This is a genomic window from Marinobacter xiaoshiensis (assembly GCF_031631795.1).
GTDB classification, from domain to species: Bacteria; Pseudomonadota; Gammaproteobacteria; order Pseudomonadales; family Oleiphilaceae; genus Marinobacter; species Marinobacter xiaoshiensis.
The window spans coordinates 208329-234049 of sequence record NZ_JAVMBO010000003.1; the positions used below are offsets into that span (position 1 = coordinate 208329).

General features: G+C 55.1%; 22 protein-coding genes and 1 pseudogene. 10 read left to right on the forward strand and 13 right to left on the reverse strand.

Annotated features, from left to right (window positions below; genetic code table 11):
* Positions 1–6: 6 nt before the first annotated feature.
* From RKA07_RS00970 to RKA07_RS00980, 3 genes are read left to right on the forward strand one after another with little or no spacing between them, the layout of a single operon-like run.
* Positions 7–498, forward strand: a complete 492-nt coding sequence (locus tag RKA07_RS00970; protein ID WP_200201325.1) for a TRAP transporter small permease — start codon at positions 7–9, stop codon at positions 496–498.
* Entirely contained in the window at positions 495–1772 is a 1278-nt protein-coding gene (locus RKA07_RS00975; protein ID WP_200201326.1) for a TRAP transporter large permease, read from the forward strand. Before RKA07_RS00970 ends, RKA07_RS00975 begins: the two co-directional genes overlap by 4 nt.
* A 4-nt stretch (positions 1773–1776) precedes the next feature.
* Positions 1777–2538 carry a M15 family metallopeptidase gene (locus RKA07_RS00980; protein ID WP_227714856.1) on the forward strand — a complete coding sequence of 254 codons (762 nt, stop codon included), beginning with the start codon at positions 1777–1779 and terminating at the stop codon, positions 2536–2538.
* Between the two features lie 43 nt (positions 2539–2581).
* Here the strand turns inward: RKA07_RS00980 and RKA07_RS00985 are convergent, their stop codons facing one another.
* The 10 genes from RKA07_RS00985 to RKA07_RS01030 all read right to left on the reverse strand — a co-directional run bounded on the left by RKA07_RS00985 (position 2582) and on the right by RKA07_RS01030 (position 12077).
* The gene (locus tag RKA07_RS00985) at positions 2582–3352 is read right to left on the reverse strand and encodes a heme ABC transporter ATP-binding protein (protein ID WP_200370370.1); all 771 of its coding nucleotides are present in this window, start codon (positions 3350–3352) and stop codon (positions 2582–2584) included.
* Between the two features lie 12 nt (positions 3353–3364).
* Entirely contained in the window at positions 3365–4405 is a 1041-nt protein-coding gene (locus tag RKA07_RS00990) for a FecCD family ABC transporter permease (RefSeq protein ID WP_200201328.1), read from the reverse strand.
* Positions 4395–5276: a heme/hemin ABC transporter substrate-binding protein gene (locus RKA07_RS00995; RefSeq protein ID WP_200370374.1), complete on the reverse strand. Its 882-nt coding sequence runs from the start codon at positions 5274–5276 to the stop codon at positions 4395–4397. The genes RKA07_RS00990 and RKA07_RS00995 overlap by 11 nt, the downstream gene beginning before the upstream one ends.
* Positions 5267–6358, reverse strand: a complete 1092-nt coding sequence (locus RKA07_RS01000) for a hemin-degrading factor (RefSeq protein WP_200370376.1) — start codon at positions 6356–6358, stop codon at positions 5267–5269. Before RKA07_RS01000 ends, RKA07_RS00995 begins: the two co-directional genes overlap by 10 nt.
* A gap of 5 nt (positions 6359–6363) precedes the next feature.
* A complete protein-coding gene (locus RKA07_RS01005; protein ID WP_310965317.1) occupies positions 6364–7527 on the reverse strand; it encodes an HmuY family protein in 1164 nt (387 codons plus the stop codon).
* A gap of 25 nt (positions 7528–7552) precedes the next feature.
* A complete protein-coding gene (locus tag RKA07_RS01010; protein WP_310965319.1) occupies positions 7553–9577 on the reverse strand; it encodes a TonB-dependent receptor plug domain-containing protein in 2025 nt (674 codons plus the stop codon).
* A gap of 143 nt (positions 9578–9720) precedes the next feature.
* Complete coding sequence (locus tag RKA07_RS01015; RefSeq protein ID WP_310965320.1) at positions 9721–10578, reverse strand: energy transducer TonB; 858 nt, start codon at positions 10576–10578, stop codon at positions 9721–9723.
* Positions 10575–11000 carry an ExbD/TolR family protein gene (locus RKA07_RS01020; RefSeq protein ID WP_200201333.1) on the reverse strand — a complete coding sequence of 142 codons (426 nt, stop codon included), beginning with the start codon at positions 10998–11000 and terminating at the stop codon, positions 10575–10577. The genes RKA07_RS01015 and RKA07_RS01020 overlap by 4 nt, the downstream gene beginning before the upstream one ends.
* Positions 10997–11395, reverse strand: coding sequence for an ExbD/TolR family protein (locus RKA07_RS01025; RefSeq protein ID WP_200201334.1), 399 nt, complete (start codon positions 11393–11395; stop codon positions 10997–10999). The genes RKA07_RS01020 and RKA07_RS01025 overlap by 4 nt, the downstream gene beginning before the upstream one ends.
* A complete protein-coding gene (locus RKA07_RS01030; protein ID WP_200201335.1) occupies positions 11385–12077 on the reverse strand; it encodes a MotA/TolQ/ExbB proton channel family protein in 693 nt (230 codons plus the stop codon). The genes RKA07_RS01025 and RKA07_RS01030 overlap by 11 nt, the downstream gene beginning before the upstream one ends.
* A 203-nt stretch (positions 12078–12280) precedes the next feature.
* Between RKA07_RS01030 and RKA07_RS17930 the strand changes: the two are divergent.
* From RKA07_RS17930 to RKA07_RS01050, 5 genes and pseudogenes are all read left to right on the forward strand, one after another.
* Positions 12281–12394: pseudogene (locus RKA07_RS17930) on the forward strand (CarD family transcriptional regulator); the annotation flags it as partial.
* 63 nt (positions 12395–12457) lie between these two features.
* On the forward strand, positions 12458–12772 hold the full coding sequence (locus tag RKA07_RS17935) for a hypothetical protein (RefSeq protein ID WP_353962130.1): 315 nt from the start codon (positions 12458–12460) through the stop codon (positions 12770–12772).
* A 130-nt stretch (positions 12773–12902) separates the two neighbouring features.
* The gene (codA, locus tag RKA07_RS01040; RefSeq protein WP_200370382.1) at positions 12903–14159 is read left to right on the forward strand and encodes a cytosine deaminase; all 1257 of its coding nucleotides are present in this window, start codon (positions 12903–12905) and stop codon (positions 14157–14159) included.
* Between the two features lie 159 nt (positions 14160–14318).
* The gene (locus RKA07_RS01045; protein ID WP_310965321.1) at positions 14319–14759 is read left to right on the forward strand and encodes a putative Ig domain-containing protein; all 441 of its coding nucleotides are present in this window, start codon (positions 14319–14321) and stop codon (positions 14757–14759) included.
* A gap of 17 nt (positions 14760–14776) precedes the next feature.
* Positions 14777–17140, forward strand: a complete 2364-nt coding sequence (locus RKA07_RS01050; protein ID WP_310965322.1) for a M66 family metalloprotease — start codon at positions 14777–14779, stop codon at positions 17138–17140.
* Positions 17141–17176: 36 nt separating this feature from the next.
* On the opposite strand, the gene RKA07_RS01055 is transcribed toward RKA07_RS01050, so the two are convergent.
* From RKA07_RS01055 to RKA07_RS01065, 3 genes are all read right to left on the reverse strand, one after another.
* Positions 17177–19663, reverse strand: coding sequence for a bifunctional diguanylate cyclase/phosphodiesterase (locus RKA07_RS01055; protein WP_200370385.1), 2487 nt, complete (start codon positions 19661–19663; stop codon positions 17177–17179).
* Positions 19664–19678: 15 nt separating this feature from the next.
* Positions 19679–20725, reverse strand: coding sequence for a polyamine ABC transporter substrate-binding protein (locus RKA07_RS01060; protein ID WP_200370387.1), 1047 nt, complete (start codon positions 20723–20725; stop codon positions 19679–19681).
* 100 nt (positions 20726–20825) lie between these two features.
* Positions 20826–23231: a neutral/alkaline non-lysosomal ceramidase N-terminal domain-containing protein gene (locus RKA07_RS01065; protein WP_310965323.1), complete on the reverse strand. Its 2406-nt coding sequence runs from the start codon at positions 23229–23231 to the stop codon at positions 20826–20828.
* Positions 23232–23405: 174 nt separating this feature from the next.
* Here RKA07_RS01065 and RKA07_RS01070 point away from each other — a divergent pair, with 174 nt between their 5' ends.
* A complete protein-coding gene (locus RKA07_RS01070; protein ID WP_200370395.1) occupies positions 23406–24035 on the forward strand; it encodes an HPP family protein in 630 nt (209 codons plus the stop codon).
* A 196-nt stretch (positions 24036–24231) separates the two neighbouring features.
* Positions 24232–25704, forward strand: coding sequence for a fibronectin type III domain-containing protein (locus RKA07_RS01075; protein WP_227714857.1), 1473 nt, complete (start codon positions 24232–24234; stop codon positions 25702–25704).
* Positions 25705–25721: the final 17 nt, after the last annotated feature.

The window sequence follows — 25721 nt, forward strand, 5'->3', positions numbered from 1 at the left end:
GCTGCAATGCTCACCAAGCTTCGTTATCGCCTGTTGGCTATAAGCTGCCCGTCTACCCTGACTCTGGCGGGAGCTTTGTTATCCCTTAATGTCGCAGCCATTCTGTTTGGGGTTTTTGCACGCTACATTGCTGGTGGTGCGCCTATCTGGACAGATGAGCTCTCACGCTTTTTGATCATAGGCACCGTTATGCTCGGGGCTGGCGCGGTTTGGGCTGAAGGTGGCCACATGCGTGTTGGCCTGCTGGAAAAGCTGCTACCCGCACCAATCGCACGAGTGCTGGTTGTCTACCAATGGCTGCTTACTTTGTTTGTTGCCCTGGGAGCAGCGTGGGCCAGCTATCGCTATGCGTTGTCGGTCAACATGTTCACCACATCCGGGCTCGGCATTAGCCGAACAGTCCCTCTGATGTCATTACCTCTCGGCTTTTTACTGCTGGCCTGGCATGCACTGCTGTATGGGCCTGCCCCCCTCAAGACCATAGAGGACCAGCTATGATCCTCACCATGTTGGCCGTTTTTCTTGTCCACGTTTTACTTGGACTGCCTTTGTTCATCGCGCTGATTACAACGGCAATTGTAGGCTTCCTATTTGTTGATCCGTCGATGATTCCACGGATGATGCCGCAGCAGTTCTTTAGCGGGATCAACGTATTCTCCCTGATGGCGATTCCATTGTTTATCTTCGCCGGCAACCTGATGAACGTGAGTGGCTTGACCGAGCGTTTGATGGGGTTGGCTCGACTGCTGGTTGGGCACTTACGGGGCGGCATGGGCCACGTTAACGTGGTTTCGAGCATCTTCTTTGCAGGTATCAACGGTTCTGCCGTGGCCGACACATCGGCACTGGGCTCTCTGTTAGTTCCAGCCATGGAGAAAGAAGGCTACTCAAGGGCCTTTGCCGCCGGTTTGACCGCAGGCAGCTCGCTCATAGGCCCGATCATTCCACCCAGCATTTTCATGATTCTTTATGCCTCACTGACAAACATTTCAGTGGGTGATCTGTTTCTGGCGGGCGTTGTGCCTGGCTTGCTGCTGGGCGTGGCTTTTATGGGCATGAACGCCTGGTATGCCTGGCGCAAGAAGCTGCCCAAAAGCGGAAAGCTACCTTCCTTCGGCCAACTTGGAGTCGCATTTATTGGTGCGCTGCCCGCTCTGATTGCACCGTTCATTATCGTTGCAGGCATAGTGTTTGGCTTTGTAACTCCGACCGAATCCGGGGCGCTCACAGCTCTGTATGTGGCTTTGTGTGGTTTCGTGCTTGGCGGGCTACGTTTACAGGAGTGCTGGAAAGCGGTCGTTGATACAGCACGCCTGACCTCTGCGATTTTCCTGATCATGGCAGCCTCTGCCACCATTAGCTGGCTTCTCTCCTACGCTCAGGTTCCTGCGCAGTTTGTGTCTCTGCTCGCACCTTATGTCGACAATGGTGTGATCATTCTATTGCTGCTGAGCCTTATCACCTTCTTCACGGGCATGTTTATGGAAGAAGTGTCGGCGCTGATGCTGCTTACGCCAATCTTTGTGCCCGTGGCCATGATGGCCGGCATAGACCCGGTTCATCTGGGTGTCATCATCACGCTGAACATCACCATTGCGCTGATAACACCACCGCTAGGCGCCTGCGTTTTCGTCGCAGCGGCGGTCAGCCGGCTTGAGATAGTCTCGCTGTTCAGAACCATCTGGCCCTTTGTGCTGACGGCTGTTGCGGTACTCATTCTATTAATTCTGTTCCCACCGCTGACGCTGTGGCTCCCTACCCAGTTTGGATAAGACAATGCCTTTAACTACGTTATTGAGTGATTTGACGCCCATCCCCAGCTACCCGGCTCCCAGCTGGGAAACTCTGCGCTCCGTGTCGATTGAAGATAACGGTGAGAGCCTGGTGCCAATGAGCCTGGCTCCTGCACCCATAAAGGTATTTCCTGCCTACGCCCGAATGGGCATACCCGGTGCGATACAGGAATGCTTTGTTCGTGAAGGTGTGTACCGGGCACTACTCGCTGCGGCGCGCAGTCTGCCCGAAGGGATCGGCATCATCGTTCTGGACGGCTGGCGCCCATGGCGGGTGCAACAGTACTTGTTCGACACCCTGCATGAGGCCATTCAGCATCAGCAACCCGACCTGGACGAAGCAGCACTACTTGAGAGAACAAGGGAGTTTGTCTCGGTTCCAAGCCGCGAACCGACAGCCCCAAGCCCGCACCTTACCGGCGGTGCAGTGGATGTGACGCTCTGCGATGCTGATGGTTTGCCGTTGGATATGGGTACGTTGTTTGATGAAGCACTACCGGCTTCCCACAGCGATTATTTCGAGCAACTCGAAACCCTCACGTCGCAGCAGAAGAAAGCACGGGATCACCGCCGCTTGCTATTCAACACCATGAAACAGCAGGGTTTCACCAACCTGCCCAGTGAATGGTGGCACTACGATTTTGGCGATCAACTATGGGCTTACTACGGCGCCCATGACCAGGCCTGCTACGGCCCGGCCGAATTGGACACCATTGAAAACCGCTGGCGCCAACAGCTGGCGTAACGGCTAATATGAACATGCAGGCTTGGCGCGCCAATCGGCCGTACTATGCCTGCGGAATCACCATAGGGTAGCCCTCTGGCAAGGCCAGCACTCGCGCCTTTAAACCAAACACCTTGTCCAGCAACCCCGGCTCCAGAATGGTATTTGCTGCGCCATTTTCTACTATGCGCCCTGCCGCCATCATCACCAGGCGGTCGGCGTAGCATGACGCTACGTTCAGATCATGTATCACCGCTACGACGCTATACCCCTGATCTTTCGCCAGCTCCCGCAGCAGGCTGAATACGGTTTGCTGTTGAGCAGGATCCAGCGCCGAGGTACATTCATCCAGCAGCAATAGCCGTGGCCCGTTTGTGTGCCAGATTTGCGCCAACACTCTGGCGAGCTGCACCCGCTGCTGCTCACCTCCAGACAAGGTTGGCACCAAACGGCCGGCCATATTGCCAATGCCCAATCGCTGCAGCAGGTAATCAATCAGTTCATTGCGCTCTGCGGCAGCCAGGCCCGAGCATCCCAATGCCACTATTTCACGAACCGTGAATGGGAAGCTCACATCCACCCGTTGGGGCATCACCGCCCGTTGGCGGGCAAGCTCAGCGCCTTTCCATTGCTGAATTGAGCGGCCGAACAGTTCAATGGTGCCCTGCCCAAATGCCAACTCTCCCGCCAGCGTTTTCAACAATGATGACTTGCCGGCACCGTTAGGGCCGAGCAACGCAACCAGCTCACCCGGTTCGACGGTGAGTGACACATCTTGCAGTATTCGGCTTCGCCCTATGGTCAGCCCTAACTGCTTAGCCCTTAAAACTGTCATGGTGCCAGCTCCCTATGCGCCAATGCGCATTCTCATAAGCAGTACCAAAAAGAATGGCCCGCCTAACAGCGACATCATCAAACCAATGGGCAGTTCCGCCGGCGCCACAACCACCCGCGCCAAGCTGTCTGCCGCCACCAGTAACACACCGCCTGCCAGTCCACTGGCGGGGATCAATACCCTGTGCCCAGCGCCGACAATTTGTCGTAACAGGTGCGGCACCACCAACCCAACGAACCCGATAAGGCCGGTTACCGCCACCGCAGCGCCCGTACCCAGTGCAGACAGCAAAACCGTCGCCCGCTTTACCCACTGCACCGAAAACCCGAGATGACCCGCTACCGATTCCCCGAGTGCGAAAGCATCAAGAGGCTTGGCCAACAGGGGTGCCAGCAGCAGAGCCACCAGCATCCAGGGGCCAGCGATGCGAATGTCTTCCCAGCTGGCACGGCCAAGACTGCCCATGCTCCAAAAGGTCAACGACCGCAACTCCCCATCATCGGCGTAGAAGGTCAGCAGGCCTGTTAAGGCACCGGCCACTGCATTAATGGCTATACCTGCCAGCAGCAGAGTTGCCACAGCCACTCCACCAGAGCGACTGGCAACGCGCCAGGCCAACAGGGTTGTAACTACCGACCCCAGAAACGCCGCCAGCGGCAAAGCCCAACGGCCGGTGAGCAACGCCCAACCAGACAGCCAACTGCCCCCAAGAACAATCACCGACACCGCGGCCAATGCGGCACCACCAGAAACCCCGATTAATCCCGGGTCTGCCAGCGGATTGCGAAACAACCCCTGCAGCAGAGTTCCCGAAACGGCCAGCACAGCACCGGTGAGAAACCCTAAAACCAAGCGGGGCATGCGAACCTCGAAAAACACCATCTGGGTGGCGGGCTTTGCAAGAGCCGGTTCCACCAGCAGATTCAGCACATCTTTAGCGCCTAACGGATAAGCACCGTTGGTCAAAGAAAACAGAGCCGCCAGAACAGCCAACGCAGCCAGAACCCCGAAGGTGGCGCCAGCTGGAACTCGCCGCGCCGTATCAGTCGCCATGATTGCTGGCGAAGGTGTTCTCTGGCCGCGGCCCTTCCGGGAGAATCTGATCAATGGCCAGCATGGCCTCTGCCAGCCGTGGCCCAAAACTCAGCAGCAACATGCTGTCACCCACATAGCGGTGGCCGTTTTTCCAGGCGGGCAGTTGTGCCAGCTCCGGCCAGTCTGTAATTCGGAACTGCCCGGGAGCAGTCTCCGCCACAATAATGGCATCAGGATTGGCGCTGATGATCGCTTCGCGACTCGCCGGTTTATAGCCTCGAATATCACTGACTGCGTTGGTGGCACCGATACTATCAAGCAAGGCATCAGCACCAGTGTGGCTGCCGCCGAATGAGACACCATGATTACCTGCGGCTAACAATATCAATACGCTGGGTGCCCATTCCCTCGCAGCCACTTTCTTATCAATACCGTCAAATACCCTTTGCAGGTCGCTGACAAGCTTTGCGGCCTCAGCTTCCCGGTTCACCAGCTCGCCGATAGCGGTAATCCGCTGCAGCGTCTGTTCCGGGCTTTGGGCAACGGGTAGTCGAGTCACCTTCACTCCTACCTGTTCAAGCCGCTGCAAGGTTTGCTCTGGCTCTGCTTCTTCCGTGGTGATCAGCTGATCCGGGTTTAGCGACAACACGCCTTCAAAGGGTAAAGCACGCAGATAGCCCACCTTGGGCAGTTGATTTGCTGCAGCCGGATATTTACTGGTGGTATCAACGCCCACCAGCTGATCCTCCACTCCAAGCGCAAACAAGATCTCCGTCACCGCGCCGTCGGCACTGACAATGCGTGAACTGCCAGCGTCTACTTCACCGGCACTTCCGGCATAAGCCGGAAGTGCCAGCAGGGTTGTCAGCAAAATGCCTATCAACCGCATAGCTTTGCCTCCAGAACTCTCACTTCGGCCTGCCAGTCTGCTGATTCTGTCTGGCCAGGCTTACGCTTTCCGAAGACAGTAAGTACGATTTCACCGTTTGCGTTATAGCCTTCCAATGAAGTTATGGTGCCGTCCACAGAAGGCCGCTTCACGGTCCACCAATCTGTCACATCGCCGGTCTTTGCATGCAGGTTGAACCCCGGGTCCAGCACATTCATCCACTCGCCTACCCGGCGAATGTTATCCACCTGACCTGTCCAGATTTGCACGATGCCGGGGTTACCCACAAACACCATAATCGGGCACTGGTTGGTTTTTACCTGCAGCAACAGCTCATCCAGCGGCGACTCAATCGAGTCCGTACTGCGCATGAGCTTTCGGGTGTAGGCAGGGCCAACCAACTCAACCGCAGTCAGGCGGTCGACTTTGTTGCGTTTGAGCATGGCGTGGAAATGGTGCACATCTTTCAGTGTTGCCCAATCCTGCTGCAGGGCTGACACGTCCACACTGGCAGGGTCCACACGCGGCTCCGGCGAGGGGGCGGATTTCAACTCCGGCGTTACAGGCTGATCGGCCTGGTATTTTGCGACCAATGCATCCCAGGCTTCGGCATCTGTGCCTGCAGTTTTATACACCTTCTGGATAGCTCGCCCGCTGGCATCAAAAAACTGCAGGCTATGGCGTGTGCCGGAACGCACCTCTTCAACCACCTGAAAACCAAAGGCCCAGCTGCGGAAGAACACCCGCAGATCCATTTCACCAACGGACAGGCCCATGGAACCACCGCCGGTTACCTTGAACCCTTTCAGGTGGCCGGTAATCTCATGCACCATTTCATCATTGCGGGCGAGCATCATAACTTCGCCAACAGATTCCAGCTCCGTTATCAGTGCACCAAAATCATTCGTCAGAGGCGTAAGTGCGCCTTCTTCACGACACATCATCAGCTCCATTTCACTAACGCCGAGCAAAGCCGCAGCATTGCGAATCCGCAAATTTGGCTGCTCAGACATCAGCAGCTGCCAGCGGTCTTTTAGCGAAATTTCTGACTGAACCTCAGGGGCTTCTATGGTTGCGTTCATAATATTTACTCTGCTGCGGTTAGTGATGCGTTAGTCCAACGAACGATGGGCTGTCCTGAAACACCGTCGTCGCCGTAATAGCCAACAATTTGAACGGCATAAACAGACGCTTCAGGATCGGTGGAGTCGGTATCGATCAGGTACACGCGGAAATTGGGACGAAGCAGATGGCCACCCGCCTGGTCGTAGGCGTACCAGCTTGTGGCCTTGAACACGCCACTTGTTGTGTCCGCGGCGTATCGGCTTTTCAGATCCTCGCCTGAAGCAGGCGCTATGGTGGCGCTGAGGTAGCCTTCCAGAACGGTCCATTCAAAGGGCCCGAATACTCCACCGTCGCCATCACCCGAGGTGCCACTGTTACTTCTCAGGTAGATATCGCGGCCAGCGAAGCCCAGCTTTACGTCCCAACTTGCAGAGGTTTCACAGTCCACCGAAGAGCCCGCATCAAAATCAAAGCAGCTTTCGCCTCCAGCCGCGCCGATCGACCCGGTAAACGTCGCCGTTTGAGTGAAAGTGTCGGTACCTGGAACCTGAACATCGAAGGCCACTGTAAAACTCTTGATGCCCTCACCCGTGCGGGTAGGAAAATCCATTTCGATCATTCGCATACGGGCGTAGCTATTGCCTTCCGCTGACCGCACCAACCAACCATTGTCCGAATTGGCGTTCATGATTCCGCCGTCAGGGTTGTAGCTGTACCAATCACTGCCAAAGCTGTTGGTGATTGAATCACTAACCCAGTCCCTGCTGCCCGGCTCTGGATACTCCGCCAATAAGGCCTCTTCCTCTGATGATGCCGTGGCATTCACCAGAAGATTGAAGTTGGGTTCGCCTGCATCGTCATAAAACTTGCCCTGGGAGTTAGCAACAGCCCCAGCCACATTGCCGGCCCCCGAGGCGCCGCCATTCACCTGCACCGTGTCGCGTTTGAATGACAGGTGCCAGTCGGTTCGGCCTTGCGCTTCTTCCACCGTCATTTGCATGGTCGCGCCAGTGTTCAAATTCAGGTAGGTGGCCTGGCTATAAGATTTCGCATCCACCACCTGGCGCTTTGTTTGTGCGCTGCCATCAGTCTCATCTGACCCGCCAAGACTGTTATCACTGCCGCCACAACCAGCCAGCAATACCACTGCTGTTGCCAACCCGAGCCCCCGGTAAATACCACTCATGCACTTTCTCCTTGTTGATCGATCGTTAGTTTCCAAAGCCAAGCGTCACGCCCATGTACACAAATCGTCCTGCCACTGGGCCGAAATCATCGGCATCGTCGAAGTCACGCTGTTTATTGGTGAGGTTGTCGACGCCGGCAAACAGTTGCAGGTTGTCGCTAAAGGTCTGATTCAGTTTCAGATCCACCGTGGTGTACCCCGGGGACTTTTTGGTTTCGTCTGTATCCACGTACTCCGAACTCTGGTTGCGCACCCGCACCGACCAGTTCAGCCCGGGGATGCCTCCTGGCCCATCCAGGCCAAGCCGGGCTTGGTGCTGCGGCCGATTGGGTAACTCAAGGCCAGTGGCCCGGTCTTCTGCCTGGGTATAGGTGTAGCCAGCGGTTGCTTCCCAACCAGGGGAGAACTGCCAACCAGCCGTGGTTTCCACTCCACGGGTGCGCGCCTTATCAACGTTGGCGTACCGATACACATCCACGCCATCACCACGGGCAGCGGTTGCGTCAGCATCAAATTGGGTCTGGATCAGATCATCGATCAGGTTCTGAAAGGCATTAACCTCAAACCAGCCGGTGTTCAGGTAATTGACACCCCAACCGAGCTGCAGGTTTTGCGACGTTTCTGGTAACAGGTCCGGGTTGCCTTCAACCACATAGCCAAGCTGGCTGTGGTCGAATCGGTAATGACGCTCTTTCAGGTTGGGCACTCGATAGCCGCCACTCCAGCTTGCACGGAGGTATTGGCTGGCGGGGCTATCTGGCGTCAATTCATAGCGGGTGTTTAGCTTGGGGGCATAATGGTCGCCGAAATCGGAGTCCTGCTGACCGCGGATTCCGGCGACCCACTCCCAACGGCTCGAGGGCATCCAGGTATCCTGAAACCAGATTTCCTTGCTGTTGCGCGAACGTTTGCCGCCATCCAGTTCCATCTGGCCATCAATCGTTTGTTCCAGGGTTTCATGGCGGAAATCGGCACCCACCATGAGCAGATGACTCTCACCCATGGCGAATTCACTGTGAGCCGATGCCTGGGACAACACTTGATTCGCATCGCGATGATCAAACTGGCCAAAGGTTGAATACTTATAGGTATTGTCTGTGAGTTCTTCCCGCAGCAAATTCCAGAAAACAGCCTGCGTTTCACTCACAACATGCTCGCCACCCAGCACCGTGCGCCAGCGCTCGACCGACTCTTCCTTTCCTTGTTTGACAACAGTGCCGGCTTTTTCGTTCAAGAACCGGGAGCCGGAGGCCTCATCAAAATAACCGGCTTCAGCAAACAACTTGTGATCGCTCTCCGGCAGCCACTCCAGCCGGGTATTGAACTGGTTGCGATCGTATTCATCTCCTGGCCTCGCCCAGGTAGAGGGCTCCGGATCAATACCATTGGATTTCTGGTGCGATCCACTCAGACGAAGCCGCAGATGTTCACTGCCCATGTCGATATTGGCTCGTGCACCGTAGCGACCAAAATCAGCACGGTCGCCACTGGGGTTTTGCTCGCCATAACTGCCACCATCCAGGGTAACCTCACCCCGGACGCCCGGCTCAAGATCGCGGGTAATAACGTTGACGACACCGCCGATGGCCGCACTACCGTATTGTGCAGAGCCCGCGCCCTTCACCACTTCAATCCGCTTTACATCCAGCAGTGCCAGCTGGCTTACATCCACCGACGAGCCGGTTGTGGCCGTGAGTGGCAACCCGTCTACCAGCACCAGCACCCGATCAGCACCGACACCCTGAAGCCAGACTTCCTTCCCGGCCTTGCCATGAATGTTCCGCAGCTGCACTCCGGCAACGTTCTCGATCGCCTCTGCGACGTTTCTGGCGTGGGTTTTTTCCAATTCCCGGTCTGTTACAACTTCAGTCCGCACGGGGGTGTCACTGAGCATGCGGTTGGAGCGGGTACCGGTAACGACGATTTCATCCAGGTAGTAGGAGGATTGTGGCGCGGTGTCTGCTGCCGCCTGCCCGCAAACACTCAGAGTAAGTACAGCCATAGAGAACAAAGGCAGTGTCGAACGATTCTTCCCGCATGCAGCACTCACTCACTTCCACTCCTCTCAAGTGGGCAGGCCAACAACAGCCACCCAAACAGTAACGAGAAGCATTCTTGTTTAGATTTTGATTTCTGTCAACAAAAAACAAGGACTTTTATGCAGGGAAGAAAAAAGAGGCCTGGCTATGGTATCTATCGGCGATCGCTGAGTTTGAACGCCACGGGAATGGACACGCTCAGGGTGTTCTGGTCGAGATCATCCGGAAAGGCCGGCAGGGGGGCCGCGTTTTCAAGCATACGGATGACCGCTTTATCCAGCTCAGGGTAACCGGACGGCGTGGTAATACTGGATTCCACAATGCGCCCTTGGCGATCAAGGGTGAAGCTGAGCCCGACTACCCCTTCCTGACGCCGCAGGCGGGAGGATCGTGGATAGCGTTTAGCACGGGCAAGCTTGGCTGCAACCACGGCCAGATAGGAACTTCGGACACCGGGGTTGCCTCCAGAGGCACTGGCGCTGCTTTCGCCACTGCCAGCCTTGCGCGCCGGAGCAGCGGCATCCTTGGTTGCTTCGGTGTCCGGCAACGTCTGACTAGACGTCGTTGTTATGGGAGGCTCCGGAACCACAGGCTTGGGTTCTGGTTCTGGTTCTGGTTCTGGTTCTGGTTCTGGTTCTGGTTCTGGTTCCGGCTCTGGTTCAGGCTCCGGCTCCGGCTCCGGTTCTGATTCTGGTTCTGGCTCAGGCTTTGGAGATTCTTCTACGCTCACCTCTGCTGTTTGCCTGGGCTGTTCCGGCTCGCTTACTACCGGCTCCGGTTTGGGAGGTGCCGGGATCGGTTTGGGTGGCTCGACAGGGGCTGGAGCGGCCTCCTGGGTTTCGGCCTCGACACCCAGATCACCCAACATACCGAGATCGACCTCAACACCCGCCTCCCCCGGAGACTCAGCCCCTTCCGGAAGGGTGGCTGTGCGCGCAAACGCCGCAAGCACCAACAAATGAAGTGCCAGCGTCAATACCGCTGCACCGAGCCAGTGACGCCTTGCAATCATTCAGCGTCACCTTGGCGGGTTAGCAGAGCCACCTTTAACAGCCCGGCCTTTTTGATGTGGTGCAGCACTTCCTGCAATACCTCAACCGGTAACATGGCATCGGCTTTAACCAATACAGAAACTCCATCAACGGTTTCCGCTTCATCCAGTAGGCTTCCGAGCTTTTCTACCAGGAGATCCGGAGACACCTCGGTGTTATCCAGGTACATAGAACCATCAGCCGCAACCAAAACCGTCGCTGAGTGCTCTTTTCCTTGAGCTGCTGTAAGAGATTCGGGAGCTTGAACCATCACCGCATCAGAAGCAGTGATTTGCCCGGCGACCATGAAGAAAATCAGCATCAAAAATACAATGTTGATCAATGGCACCAGGTTATCATCCGAAGCCAGATCCTTTTTCGGGGCGGTTGCCGAGAGCCTCACTTCGGCCCCTCTGCAAGCGACACGTGGGCAGCGCCAGCATTCTTCAAGCGATCCAGCAGGGTGATAAGCGCCTGCGTGTGAAGACCTGCATCAGCCTGAATAGCAAACACCGCATCGGGTTTAGCCGACACCAATTCAGCCAGCTCATCGCGACTGGGGTCCCTGTAGACCCGCCCCTCCAGCTCAAAATGACCCTGATTAGAGGTTAGGCGAATCAGCTGTATGTCTTTCGGTGGCGCGGAATTACTGTCGGCAGGCGATGCAACATCCAGCTGCCGCCAAGTAATAAACGTGGATGACAGCATAAAAAACAACAGCAGAATGAAGACCACATCAATCAACGGTGTCAGGCTGATGCCTTTGGCCCGCCTTACCGGTGAGGCATCAAGCTGCATTCCGCAGCGCCTCCGATGATGCCGCGGTCTCAAACGGCGGCAGCGTGGGCGAGCAGGTAAAAACCCTTGTGACCGCATCGCTCATAGTTGCAGATACCCGCTCAACCTTGCGCTCAAGCCAGGAGTGCACGGCAACAACAGGTATGGCTACCGAGAGGCCAACGGCGGTTGTCAGCAACGCTTGCCAGATACCACCAGAAAGCACGGAAGGATCTACCTGATTGCCAGCGGCTTCCATTTGCTGGAACGCCACGATCATTCCCATGACCGTACCGAGCAAGCCCAGCAGCGGGCTAAGTGAACCAATCATCTCAAGAGGGCGGAAGAAGCTACGCAGGTCGTTCAGGTACCCCGTCGCCACTCGCTCAACTTCTTCACGCAGGATGCCATCGTCAGTGGTGTTGAGCTGCCCCTGCATTGCCATAGCCACAACCGATGAAATGGGCCGCTGCACATTCAGGGCCTTCATTGCCTTCCTGCGGTCACCCTTTTTCCAAAGGCTTAGCGCAGCGTCCACATCAGCAGTACTCTCCGCGCGCACCAGCATGAATTGCCACATTTTGACCAGAATTATGGTCATGGCAACTACAGAAAACACCGCCAGAATCCACACCACCGGGCCGCCAGTAACCAACAGCCCTTGTAGCTGTGCAAAAAACGGAACAGATATACCAGCGCCCACAACGCTCCCCCTCGAGTAAACATCAACAATATTCGTGAATGCTAATTGTTATCATTTGCCTTCGCAAGGGCACTGAGAGAACTTTGACTTTCAGGCAACAAAACCGGCTGTTTGATTTTTGTGCAGAAATAGCGTAACATGCTGATTATAGTTATTTTTTAAAAGGAACATTTTCTTAGTAAAACAAGGAGAATATTATCACTATTAATCAAGGCGATCGTATTTTTCACCCCGGTCATGGCATCGGAATCGTTGAATCCATTCTTAAAAAGAGTTTCTCTGGCGAGGACAAAACCAAGTTCGTAAAACTTTATTTCGAACGTGACGACCTCACCTGGCTGGTGCGCGCCAATGATCTCCCAAGCAACATTCGCTTCCCCATGAGTGCTCAGGAAGCGAAGAAGATCATCAAGCATGTGAAGAGCTGGCAAGGAAAGTTAAGCGAACAGTGGAAAACCCGGTCAACCGCTAACCAGGCCGCTATTGATAAAGGCGACCCCTACGGTTATGCGGAGATGGTTAAGGGCCTAAGCGTTATGCAAGAGGAAAACCCGCTGAGCATGACAGACCGCAGGCACCTGAACCTCGGTATAAAGTTTTTGTGTGAAGAACTTTCCAGTGCACTGGGCAAAACGCAAGAGCGGGTACAGCAGCTTATAGAAGAAGCTTCCAGGTCAAAGCCAACCGCAGCCTGACCCACAGGCAGCGCGAGCTCATAATCCAACGTGTGCTCAGTACTTTTAAGGCCTTACGCGAGAGCGTAGGGCCTTTTTCGTTACAATGTGGGGGTGAGCTCTCAGCGACCCATTACACGAGGACGTTTATATGAAGAAATTTATTAATGCAAACATATACCGCAACAACGATGCCACCGAAATCCTCGTGGAAAATGGCGTTATTCGAGTACTTGGAACCGACCTCCCCCCGGCTGAGGAAACAATCGACCTGAAAGGCCGCCTCGTTGTGCCTCCTTATGTAGATGCCCACCTTCACCTCGACTACGTCTACACCGGCGGCAGCAAGGGGGCCAAAAACAACACTGGCACGCTGTTCGAGGGCATAGCTCGCTGGCACGATGTGAAAAAGAACCAATCGTTCGAAGATGCAAAAGAACGTGCGCTAAAAGGCATCCAGGAAGAAGTCTCAAAAGGTGTGCAGTTCATCCGCACCCACATCGATGTATGCGACCCGAATCTCACCGGGCTAAAAGCCATGCTGGAGGTTCGTGAACAACTTAAGGATAACGTCACCATTCAGATCGTCGCCTTTCCCCAGGAAGGGATGTATGCCTACAAAGGCGGTGACGAATTGGTGGAAGAAGCGTTGAAGATGGGCGCCGACTGCGTAGGCAGCATTCCCCACTTCGAGTGGGCCCGTGAAATCGGCGAGAAATCCATTCACCGCACCGTTGAGCTGGCCATCAAATACGACAAGCTTATCGACGTACACTGCGACGAAACAGACGATGTGATGAGTCGTTTTGTTGAACTTCTGAACGCCCTGGCCATGACCGAAGACATAGGCACTCGTACCGCGGCCAGCCATACCTGCTCCTTCGGTTCGGCCGACAACGCCTACGCATTTCGCATGATGAGACTGTTCCAGAAATCAGGTCTGAACTTCATTGCCCTGCCCACTGAGAATGCCTACCTGCAAGGCAGGCAAGACACCTACCCGAAACGCCGAGGCATGACGCGAGTAAAAGAGTTCTGGGAGAGCAACATTAACGTCTGCTTCGGCCAGGATTCCATCAACGACCCCTGGTATCCGGTAGGCAACGGAAACCTGATGAACATTCTGGATAACGGCATTCACATGGCCCAAACCATGTCGATGGATCAACTCGATACCTGTCTGGACCTGATCACCTTCAACGGTGCAAAAACCCTGAACGTTGAAGACCAGTACGGCCTGGATGTGGGCAAACCGGCGAACTTTCTGGTGCTGGATGCCACCAGCTCGTTTGAAGCCGTTCGCCAGCGAGCGGATGTACTGGCATCCATCCGCAACGGGGAATACCTGTTTCGGAAATCAGAGCCCAGCTACGACATTGAACTGGATCTGTTCAGAAAAACCAGGTAACACCGACTGGCCAACACTGACAAAGGGGAGCGCAAAGGTGACGCTCCCCACATTTTTACACTTCTACAACAATCTGGCTGTTTGTAACAGTCGGTAAATTAAGCAGAATCCCCGCAATTAAGAAAAGTACACCACCAAAACCGCGATAAGGGATTCAGGATGTATTTCAGAGGTGCTGCAGCACTCGGGTTAACCGCCATTTTACTTTCAGGCTGCGGGGGAAGTTCCTCAAGCAAAACAATCACCGAATCCCGGCACTCAGTCAGCTTTCCTGATGCTATCTCTATGGTCAGTTATCAGTATCAGCCAAAACATGAGGTGCTACCGGGAAACGTACGATATAGCGGATACAACCTCCCGGACTGGGCGTCCGTTGATGCAAGAACCGGAATCATTTCCGGCACCCCCGGCCCGGAGCATGCATCGGCGCAGGTCGAGCTTTCAATCGCAGCATCCAATGGCTCCCATCGCCTGATTCTTACTGACACAATACAGGTGAAACACGCTGGTGCCTTTCTCCGCCCGCACTGGATTTCTACGCCAAGGATTTCGATGGCAACCCACGGGAGCCGCGAAACGATCTTTCCGGGGGCGAATTAGAAGGCGAAGTTCAATTTGTGCAATCCCATTCCGTTGCGCCCACCAATAATTTTGAGCGCAACGCGAACGATGAGACCAAGAGCAAATACATGCCCCGGCTAACAGCGCTGCGGGATACCCTGCTCCTGTTTATCCCAAAAAACGGGATTGAGCCAATTACCATGCATGCCGAAGTAAGCGTTAATGGCCAGCCCCTGATGACGCTGCCAATGGCCCACCCAAACGACTTGCCGAAATCCGACGTTGCGGGCGCTCAACCCATTCAGTACTCCACTAAGGCATGGTCCGTGAACCTGCCCTGGGATACCGTAAAAAACGGTTTGTCTCTTGAATTTATTGTTGATAAAAACGCAGAAAACAGAGCTTCCGGCTACTTACCTGCCGCCAATATCGATATTGGCGAAGCCTCCCGAATTGTTTTCCAGAGCATTCGTTTAGGCATGCTGACCGAGCCCGGGCAGAGCGATGGGCACTACACGCTTCGGGACCCAGTACTGGCCGCTACGGATTACTTCCAGACCCTTCCTGTCTCGAAGCTCGTCATGGGCAGCTACGCTGATGCCGTGCTCAACCGGGTAATCATCCGCTCGGGCACCATATACGACAAACACATTGATGGTAGCAGCCAGGTTACAGGTAGCGTATACGAGGGCGATATGCGCGAGAACGTTGGCAAATCGCAGGTCAGCGTTGGCATAAACATGGCCAACTTCGGTTACACCAGCAACAACATGAAGCAGCAGCACCCTCACGCCTTCAAACAGATAACCAATCACCATGCCTGGGGCATGTACACGAACGGTCGCGTTGGTCATGGCCTCAGTGGTGGCAACGGAATCGGAACGCTTTACGACTCCCGAGGCAACGAAGCCAGCCACGAGTGGGGTCACGCCTATGGCCTCGGTCACTATCCGGGTGAAAATCTGACTGATGATCATCGTTGGGCTTACCATCATGCCGACAGTGGCTGGGGATACATTGCGCACCGCAACCGGATGCGCGCAAACCTGTTTGGCTTGAACAATGAAGGCGCCTACAACTACAAGCGGGACGCCATGTCGGGCGGCTCTCACCGTGGGCCTTTCTCTGCCTACACTCATTACACGGGCTATACCGCAAGAATCATTCAAAACGATCTGGCCAGGCTTCCCATTCCAGACACCCGCCACCCGGCTGGTTACAAAAAGTGGAATACAACCACCGGCCAGTATGAGAATCACGCCAGCTCACATCCTGCACCAGTGGCCGTGGGTGTGGCGGTTGCGACCATTCTTGGCGGCTATGATCCCGATGGCACTAACGCCGTCATCTATCCGGTATTCCACGGCAACTACGGGAACCTGTTCGACCTGCCGGAACCTGATCTCAGTTCCGCAGCCAACCAGTGCTGGGTAGAGGTCAATAACCGCAAGGGCGAGCGAAAGCGAATCCGCGTTGCGGCCTCCCGACACAGTTCGGACAGTATCAACCAACTCCATTTCAATTTACGGGCAGACTTCAGGCCAACCAGTGCCAGCCTTTATTGCCGGCGCGATGGCACCGAAGAGAAACTCACAGAAACCGCTTTTAACGGAGAAATACCTGAACTGCCACCCGTGGCGATTGTTGGTCAGGAAGTGGGACATCAGCAATTGCGCGCACGAGAAATAGCCGAAATTGAAGACAGGCTGAATGCCATGGACGCCGACCGCTTCAATACCTTGAGTGGAGAATTTGCAACCCAGGTAGCCAGCTATACTGAGCAAGAGTTAAAGAATGGGCTGTCTGGCCCGGCATGGCGACTGCTTGAGAAGATCAAAAACGACCAAAGGCTCACGACCGAGATTGCGGTTATCATTGCCAAGGCCCGGTTTGAGAACCTGCCTCCAGAGGAAACCAGAAACCGGTTGACGCACTCACTGACGGCTAACGGATTAATTGAATCGATAGATGAACTGCTGCTGACTGACGGTGTTATCCAGGGAAACAATGTGTATTTCGACACAAATCTTGTGGATGCCAAATACGTTGCCGTGACGTCTGTGCCAGACAATATTGAAGATGCCAGCCACTGGGTAATGGATCTTGAAAACCGCATTCATCCTGTGGCAACGCCCTGGCAATGCCTGACCCCCTCCGGCGAGCGTCTTGGCCTGGCACTCTGCCAGCAGGACAACGCTGCACAGCGGTGGACCTACACCCCTGAGGCACTACAGTTGCGCAATGAAGACAATGGCAAGTGCCTGGACTATGCTCGTCACAACGGCACGCTGATCACTTATGGCTGCTCAGGTAACTGGAACCAGCAGTGGACGGGAGTCACCACTTCACAAAGCAAGCTGTTGGCACTGCTGGATGGCAGTCTGCTTACCGGGGTTTACGGGGTTATTCTGGCTGACTGATCAGGGTGTCCCCATGCGGTTTATCAGCCGATGGGGTCACGACACCTGCAGGGTTGATTTGAGTAGATCCAATGCCTTTCTGCTCTTCAAAAACCGGGTCATTTCTGCCGCCGGCAACGGCCGGCTAAGCAGATAGCCCTGAAGCTGATCGCACCCCTCACTGGCAAGATAAGCCGCCTGCTCCGGCGTTTCCACGCCCTCGGCGGTTGAACTCAGCCCCAGACTTTTGGCAATAAAAAGCACCGCAGAGACGATAGCGGCGTCCTTTGGGTCGATCAGCATATCCCGCACAAAGCTTTTATCGATCTTCAGCTTGCTGATGGGCAATTCCTGAAGGAGGCTCAAGGACGAGTACCCGGTACCAAAATCATCCAGCGAAATAGTCACACCTTTTTGGCGCATCTTATCCAGATAACCAATCACTTCTGGCCGGATCTTCATCAGTGCGGTTTCGGTGATTTCGAGCTCAAGCTGCCAGGGATTCAGTCCATTCTCTTCCAGCACATCATCAACAATCGCTACAAGATCCTGCCGTTGGAGCTGTATAGCAGATACGTTGACGGATACACAGGCATTGCTGAGTCCTGCGGCTTGCCAAACACTTAACTGGCGCCCGGCCTCACGTATAACCCACTCACCCAGAGGCAGAATCAAACCGCTATCCTCAGCGACCGGAATAAATCTGTCCGGGGCGATGGCACCTTCCCGGGGATCATTCCAGCGCAGCAAGGCTTCCAGTCCAACAACTTTACCGGTACAGGCTTGCACCAGAGGCTGGTAATACAGCTCCAACTCGTCATTGCTCAACGCTCGCCTTAAACCGGCTTCCAGGGAGATATGTTCCAGCGCCGCACGGTTGTAGGTAGCGGAATAAAATTGAAAATTATTACGGCCCTGCTCCTTGGCCTGATACATAGCGGCATCAGCGCGTTTTATCAGATCGTCCACCCCGGTGCCGTCATCCGGAAACAGGGAGATTCCGATACTACTGCTACTGTAAATCTCCTCATGCCCAAAGTGGAACGGCGCTTTCAGGGCATCAAGGATACGTGAAGCAACCTTTGCCGCGTCCTGGGAGCTATCAACTTTGGGCAGCAGGATAACGAACTCGTCGCCACCCAGGCGGGCGAGGATGCCCGACGTGTTCTGGGGTACTTCCGGGTGTACCACATCTTCCATCCTAAGTACCGATGTGAGACGAGCGGCCGTTTCCTTGAGCAGTAGATCACCCACTTGATGGCCCAGGGAGTCGTTAACCCGCTTGAAGTTATCGAGATCCAGAAACAACACGGCCATTTTGCCATCCTCCCTGCGGGCGAGGGAAATCATACGGCGCAGTGTCTCGTGGGCTCGGAATCGGTTGGGCAAGCCCGTCAAACTGTCGTGATAGGCCAGCCGCTCGATTCTGGTGCGAGAGGTGTCCAGATTGCCAGCCATCTCCTGAAAGCTCTGCACCAGCTGGCCTAACTCGTCTCTGGAGGACAGCGCAATCCTTGGCGAGAGATTTCCATGGCCTATCTCGCGTATGGCTCTCATCAGGGTTTGCAATGGGCGAACCATAAGCAAATTCATGGATATAAACAGCCCGACAATCATCAACACCACGGTGCCAAGTATGATCCAGGCAACCGTTGTCCCCAGCTGCTGACTTTCTTTGAGCAATTCCCGCTCCGGCAGCACGCCAATCATCAGCAAACCTTCGTGCAATCGCCGGGTTGCGAGAAGACTCGCTTCCTGCTGGTAGGACGCCGGCACAAGCTGCTCACTATTTTCCGTTCCGGAGATCCTGCTCAACAGGGACTCAGGTATTTTTTGACCCAAACGGGAGCGGTCCTGATGGAACAAAATCGTGCCATCGTCATTGATAATAAGGGTGTGGCCGTCTTCGCCAATCCTGCTCGCAGCCATTTGCTCCACCATGAAGCCCAGCCCCATGGTGACGACCAGATAACCGCGCAGTGTCGGCTTGCTGTTGAGCGGGTCCTGGGTGGTTGGGTCGATTAGCCGCATGGGCCGCGCAATTTGCAGAGATACCGCACTGCTACCAGGGGTAGGGGTAACCCACACAAACGTCTCACCCTCAAACTGGCTAAGTTTCTGAAAGAACGGTGTATCCCCCTCCTCTTCGCCAAAATTTGACGCCGACGCCAAGGCGACACGCGCATCTTCATAACCATCGGGCAGCAGGTATCGAATCTCCGTGTAATCGGGGTAAGCACGCAGATAACTGGAGAACAGTTTAAGCAGTGAAGGCAACATCAATGCATACCGCTCTTCCTCATCCTCCGTTAGCGCATAGGCCCGCATCAGCGAGGCATCGGCAAACAGTTTCACGTTGGCTTTGGCAACGTCTCTATGCACCTGAAAGTTGCGCGCCATTTGATCCATTAGCGTTGTCATCTGGCTTGAGCTACGTTCCACCGCCGTCGAGCGCAGCTGTTCGTAGGCCAGCCAGCCCAGAATCATTAGCGGAATTACCGCTAAGGGTACGACGACTAGCAGAACCTTGGCATGAAGACGCATAGGCGTATCTGAGTCTCAGTTGACGAGGCGCGAATAGATAACGGCACGGTTCTTTTTGGCACGAGGCGGTAGACGGCTATAGGCTTCCGAGTTGTCCAGCGCCTCCCCTGTTGGATAGATAACCTGGTCATCTCTGAAGCTCGCGGGAAGCAATGCTTCGGCAGCCTGATTCGGGGTTGCATAATGGACATACCGGGCCAGCCGCGCGGCAATCTCAGGCTCATTGAGAAAATCGATGAATCGCTTGGCATCCGCTTTTCTGGTGGAGGCTCGGAGTACCCCCAAATAATCAGTCCAGATATTGCTACCTTCCTCAGGGAGTACAAACACAACATCGTCACTGTGTTCCTGCAACATACGAGTGTCGCCGTTGTACATCATGCTCATGACAACCTGGCCGGATAGCAGGGCAGAGTCCTCATTCAGGGAAATGTAGCGATAGGTTTCGACCGCTGGTGCCTGTGCATGCAGAAGCGCTTCCGCTTCTCTCAGCTCTTGCCTGTCAGTGCTATTAAGCGAGTAGCCCAGCGCCTTGAGCGCTACGCCAATCATATCCGCGCTGTCGCCGATCATGGCGATTTTGCCCTGTAGCTCTGCCACCGGCTGCAACAGGTCCATCCAGCTTGTCACCTCGAAGGGAACCAGATCTTTACGGTAGACAATGCCGAGTGTTCCCCAGAAATAAGGCACACCATACTCTTCGGCTTTTTCAAACGCGGAGCGCCAACGCGGGTCCACATGCACCAGATTGGGAATGCTGGATTCACCAAGAGGTTCGAGCCAGCCGCGCTTGGCCAGAATTCGGATGGACGCCCCATTGATGAGCACAACATCAAAGCCCTTGCCTTCCGTTTCAAGCAGCAGTTCGTCCCTGGAGGTATCGGAATCGAAATAGCTTTGCTTTACAGCGATGCCCGTGCGCTGCTCAAATTCCTCGAGAATCGCAGGGTCCATGTAATCCTGCCAGTTGAGGAACACCAGTTCCCTTGATTCAGCGGCCTGGGCAAACACTGCAGTGGCGAGCAAACAAAGCGTTAGCCATAGAGGTTTTCTTGAGCGCATATTCTTTCCCACCGTCTACAGTCAACAACGCATACTGTCCGCCCTGTGCCACGAACCAACCTTCGACAATGCTACAGGATTCGTTGGCTTCCATCCCCTGCTATGGGCAACTTGCTTGCACACCCTCTACTTTCACGGTTCCACTCACGCCTTCCCAGGCTCCACCAGGGCTGGCGACACCTTTGGTTCTGAGGCGATAGCTGCCCGGAGCCAAATTACGGGGTAGTTTCCAGCTAACCGTGGCTTCCGACGCTCCGGTGAAGGGCAAATCCAAAGGCATGGGCGGCAAATACTCGGGGTGCCATGTGTACAGCAGGTCCGGATGGCGATCGGTGGCAATCACCGCCCAGCGGCCATCGTCATCAAGCTTTTCAGCAAACGCGTAACTGTCGTTAAGCATCAAATCGTTGCGAGGGTGGCTGGCCTGAAACCGGGCTGCAATCTGATCGCCAGGTGCCGCCTGGGCGGGAACATCCTCGATCAACGCACCAAAACCCTGGGCGCCGGGGCGGTCACCCGCTATGTAAGGAGGCCTGCGCAACATCGGAGTGACATCCGGATAAGCCGGGCCCTCTGGCAAAGCCGTTCCTTCCGCCATCGAGACCGCCAGCTTTCTCAGCTCCTGAGTAACAGCGGCCAGACTCCAGGGGCCAAATACTGTCGACGCGCCTTCGTATTGCTGGCTGGCGTATTCTTCCCGGGTGGTCAGGTAGTGGTTGTAGCCATTCGACAAACCGGCGATGACCACCGTGTCCACACCCACCGGCACCAGCTCTTCCAGTACCATCGCCCGTATGCGCCGGGCAGAGGTAGTGGTCAGCTCCCATGGCAGGCCAACCATAGCGAGATTGCCGATACGAAACACCTGAAACGGCTGCACCGCCGGCTCCAGGTTGAGAGTCAGACCAAACAATTCGCCCAGTGCGCCGGACACCCCATCAAAAACCTCCCCGGCATTCGTGAACATCAGTACCGGCTTTTCCGCATGGCAACCCAATTCCAGCCCCGGCAGCTGCTGAGCCTTACACATCAACAAATCACCGAGAATATTGAAAGGAAAAGTAGCATTGGCGATATCAATGGTGCCGCTGGCAGATGAGTTTGGCGAAGCGCTACAACTAAGCCCTTCGCGGCTCAGCGGGCCAGGCCCGTCTTCAGCTCCAGCGGGGAAAGACAGCCCGAGAGCTGCGTTACAGGTTTGCTTCACTGCTGCATCCAGTTCAGGGGGATGTTGCAGGCTTGCCAGTACCTGAGAGTCTGTGACTGTAACCTCGTTCATCTGTACGTGCATCAACCGGTAGTCCACACCACCTTTTAGCGGCTGGCCGGCCTGCCAAAGTTCCAGTGCTCTGGCCAGCTGCTTCGTTCCGGATATTGCATTGGAATCCATCGGCGTTTCACCGCCACCACGGCGGGGGTCCGGGTGGGGAAATTCGTTGATGAAAATATTAGGGGAAACATCACCTTCATCGGCCTGGGCAAAGGCGGCTACAAAACTGTCGGTTGCCGGGTCATCTCTGTATTCAGTGCCCATTATTTCTTCAAAACCCAAGGAGGCGAAGCCCTTGATATCAGAACTGACGTACGGCACCTCGGGCCCCATCACCGTGGGATGCACGCCAAACCAGTTGATGACCCCTACGGCGTTGCCATTGCCGCGGCGCAAGTTCAGCTGCACCATGGTCTTGTTAACATCAACCTCTTCGCCCCTCACGTTCAGGTACTGCTGCCGCTCCTGTTCCGGATTCATGGCATAAGCAGGCCGCGAGCGGTTGATGTTGGTGTTGAGCAGTTCACCCTCTGCCATGGAAATAGACGCGGGTTCGGGATTGGCTTCAAGGTTCTGATGGGCACGGGTAATGGCGTCTGTAATCCCGTTCACTATGGTGCTGTAAACCAGAGAATCGAAGCCCAAGTGCAGTGAGTTCCCGGCTTCATGGTGGGCGTAGCCGGCGGGCCCGTTGTGGGTGTGGGTGGCGGAAAGCATGAGATTGTCTGCGGAATATACCCCCACCAGATCAGGGTTTGCCGCCAGCGTATTGAGCACCCCAGCCCGAATGCTTCCCCACATCAAGCCGATGTCGGCCGACACGAACATCAGCCGCTTGCCGTTGCAGGGTGATTCCACCGCAAAAGCCCGCGCATAGTGCCGCTGATGAAGGCCGTGCATAACCTGGCCTGTGTCTTCCCAGCCGGCACCACTTTTCAGCGCCACAGGACCCGTAATATCCGACAGACCACTGCCAAAGCGGAACGCTCGATTATCACGGCAAGGCGTTCTTCTGAACTCTGCCGGGATAGCAGGCTTTCGATGACCAGCCGGGTGTGTTGATGGGGCATCCAGACCTGCCCCAACCTCCCGAAGCGGGCTTTCCATAACACACTGCGCCAACGCCGGGTTCGCGAAGGGTTTTGGGGCCTCCCTGCCCGCAGCATAGGGTGCCACAACCGAGGCGAAGGCCAGCAAAAATAAAGCGTAAAACCTCACCTTGATGTTGCGAATCACGACTGGCTCCAATCAATGCCGTATTTCTTAGCCGGCACAGCATAGCGCCAGATTGCTGCGATGCATTGACTGCACTGACTCAGGCATTAAAAAAATAACCATATAACAAACGGGAAATTGCGAAAACCACTGCCACAACGTACTCTAGCCCACTTTTTTGTGTACGGACGCACCATGGGTATCAAGAACGAACGATTACGCTGGCAACTGGCTTCCGGCGTTTTACGAGCCTTCCACCTGGAACGCTTGGCAAGCAGATATAGCCGCAGAACCGTGATGGCTGGCTTCAACCTCGTTAATGGTGGGTTAAGCATCGCTCTGGTGTCATTTATCGCGCTGATCACCCAGGAAGCTTTTATTTTCCCGTCTTTGGGCGCGACTGCTTTTATTCTTTTCTATGTGCCCATGGCTCAACCAGCCTCACCAAGAAACACCCTGTGCGGACATTTAATTGGCGCTTTGATGGGGCTGTTAGCGCTGTATCTGTTTGGCTTACAGGATGCGCCCTCAGCATTTGTCAGCTCTGTGGATTTACCGCGCGTGGGCGCCGCCGCCGTGTCTTTGGGCTTGACCAGCTGTTTGATGGTTTTACTGAAAGTTGCCCATCCACCCGCAGGCGCCACTGCGCTGATCGTATCTTTGGGGCTTATGCCCAACCCTTCCCAGTTACCTATCTTGATGGCAGGTGTACTTGTGTTACTGGTGCATGCATTTTTGATGAACCGTCTGTCGGGCATACCCTACCCACTGTGGTCATCTGATGCGGCTGGGCCAGCACTGTCCCTAAGCCCCGAAAGGCCGTAATAGAGCTGTAGCACGGGCATAGTAAGGGCACAACACGGCCACCGCACACCACGCTTAACGCGTCCACACCCCCGCTTATCGAACTCGGTGGCGACGGTTTTTTGGCTCAAAAAGTAACCAAATAGCGCCATATTTTACACCATTTAACACGCTTGCCCGATAGGATTGCATCATCCAAATACCCCGGAGATGCACAATGTCCTTCCTTACAAGCTCACGCTCAAGCCTCTTTATCATCGCGCTGAGCTCACTCCTTACCGCCTGTGGTGGTGGCGATTCGTCAGCCCCATCACCTCAAACACCCAACTCATCGGTGACCACGCCCGGTGACAACAACACCCCGGAAGAAACCCCGGAGCAGAAGTTTTGGGTGGAAGGTTATGCCGTTAAAGGAGCTGTGAACGGTGGGCTTATCTCGATCTGGCATCACGAAACCGACGCTATGACCAGCACTATGGATAGCAACTGGGTGAAAATCGGTGACACCGTCAGAACCAACGAAAATGGTGGATTCCGGATCTCAGTACCTGAGGCCTATTCAGCTGAGCCGTTAAAGGTGATTCTGCAGTCAGATACTGAAACCCTCATGCGCTGCGATGCCCAACCTTCGTGTAAAACACCTTCCGGAGTCAGCATCAGCTTTGGCGAATGGTTCTGGCCGGGTAACAACCTGGAGCTGAAATCCCTTGTAGTGCCGTCCAATGCCAACGAAGGTGTTGTTTTAACACCACTGGTAACTCTGGCATTTGAAAAGTTTCTCAAGTCATCGGATCACAGCGTTTCCCGGTTCACGGAATTGCTTCGCGATCAGGAAGAGCACTTTGGCCTTGGTGCCGGCGCCTTGCTGAAGAAGCCAATGGACCTTGCAGCCGCAGATTTGAGCAGCATTCAAGCCCAGGACCTGAAAACCGCCTTGTTGAACATTGCCTTTCTTAGCCTGGTAGACGGACAAGAATGGCAGACACTGGGCGATGTTCTCGGTGCTGCCAAAGAGGTTTCTGAACCCAATGGTGACCTGCCGCTAAGCGCCGGAGAGAATCTGGACCTGAGCGTTGAGCTGCTAACTGTCGCAGCCATTGTGCAGGCCGATCTACTATGGGACGTGCTGAAAGGAGCTGGCGTTAAAGATGCGGTTATGGACAACACCCTTGCAAGCCTCGAACAAACCCTGGGCTCCACAATGCCGACAGCTCCGCCAGCGCCGGAACCCGTTCCTGACCCGACACCTGAGCCAGCGCCAGAGCCAATGCCAGAGCCAGAGCCCGCTCCCGAGCCTGAGCCAACGCCAGAACCCGAGCCAACGCCAGAACCCACCCCAGAGCCCGAGCCAACACCTGAGCCTGAGCCGGCGCCGACTCCTGAGCCACAGCCAGAACCAACTCCGGAGCCGATAACAGGTTACGCAACAATGAGCTGGAGTGCGCCTGCCACCCGCGTCAACGGAGAGTCACTGGCCATGGGCGAGATCGACAGGTACATCGTTAAATACGGCACCGAACAAAACGTTGAAGACAGAACGAACGAAGTAACAGTAGAAGACGGACAAGCGATGGAATACCAAGTGGCCGGCCTTACCGAGGGTACCTGGTACTTCGCAATGAAAACCGTAGATACCAATGGCCTTGAAAGCGACTGGTCCGTTTCTGCAAGCAAAACGATTTCCCGGTAACTCCGGGAAATCAAACT

What these genes read in the sequence shown, in the direction of transcription:
- RKA07_RS00970 (WP_200201325.1), top strand. Translation starts at nt 7, where the DNA reads ATGCTCACCAAGCTTCGTTATCGCCTGTTGGCTATAAGCTGCCCGTCT.
- RKA07_RS00975 (WP_200201326.1), top strand. Translation starts at nt 495, where the DNA reads ATGATCCTCACCATGTTGGCCGTTTTTCTTGTCCACGTTTTACTTGGA.
- RKA07_RS00980 (WP_227714856.1), top strand. Translation starts at nt 1,777, where the DNA reads ATGCCTTTAACTACGTTATTGAGTGATTTGACGCCCATCCCCAGCTAC.
- RKA07_RS00985 (WP_200370370.1), bottom strand. Translation starts at nt 3,352, where the DNA reads ATGACAGTTTTAAGGGCTAAGCAGTTAGGGCTGACCATAGGGCGAAGC.
- RKA07_RS00990 (WP_200201328.1), bottom strand. Translation starts at nt 4,405, where the DNA reads ATGGCGACTGATACGGCGCGGCGAGTTCCAGCTGGCGCCACCTTCGGG.
- RKA07_RS00995 (WP_200370374.1), bottom strand. Translation starts at nt 5,276, where the DNA reads ATGCGGTTGATAGGCATTTTGCTGACAACCCTGCTGGCACTTCCGGCT.
- RKA07_RS01000 (WP_200370376.1), bottom strand. Translation starts at nt 6,358, where the DNA reads ATGAACGCAACCATAGAAGCCCCTGAGGTTCAGTCAGAAATTTCGCTA.
- RKA07_RS01005 (WP_310965317.1), bottom strand. Translation starts at nt 7,527, where the DNA reads ATGAGTGGTATTTACCGGGGGCTCGGGTTGGCAACAGCAGTGGTATTG.
- RKA07_RS01015 (WP_310965320.1), bottom strand. Translation starts at nt 10,578, where the DNA reads ATGATTGCAAGGCGTCACTGGCTCGGTGCAGCGGTATTGACGCTGGCA.
- RKA07_RS01025 (WP_200201334.1), bottom strand. Translation starts at nt 11,395, where the DNA reads ATGCAGCTTGATGCCTCACCGGTAAGGCGGGCCAAAGGCATCAGCCTG.
- RKA07_RS17935 (WP_353962130.1), top strand. Translation starts at nt 12,458, where the DNA reads ATGAGTGCTCAGGAAGCGAAGAAGATCATCAAGCATGTGAAGAGCTGG.
- codA (WP_200370382.1), top strand. Translation starts at nt 12,903, where the DNA reads ATGAAGAAATTTATTAATGCAAACATATACCGCAACAACGATGCCACC.
- RKA07_RS01045 (WP_310965321.1), top strand. Translation starts at nt 14,319, where the DNA reads ATGTATTTCAGAGGTGCTGCAGCACTCGGGTTAACCGCCATTTTACTT.
- RKA07_RS01055 (WP_200370385.1), bottom strand. Translation starts at nt 19,663, where the DNA reads ATGCGTCTTCATGCCAAGGTTCTGCTAGTCGTCGTACCCTTAGCGGTA.
- RKA07_RS01060 (WP_200370387.1), bottom strand. Translation starts at nt 20,725, where the DNA reads ATGCGCTCAAGAAAACCTCTATGGCTAACGCTTTGTTTGCTCGCCACT.
- RKA07_RS01070 (WP_200370395.1), top strand. Translation starts at nt 23,406, where the DNA reads ATGGGTATCAAGAACGAACGATTACGCTGGCAACTGGCTTCCGGCGTT.
- RKA07_RS01075 (WP_227714857.1), top strand. Translation starts at nt 24,232, where the DNA reads ATGTCCTTCCTTACAAGCTCACGCTCAAGCCTCTTTATCATCGCGCTG.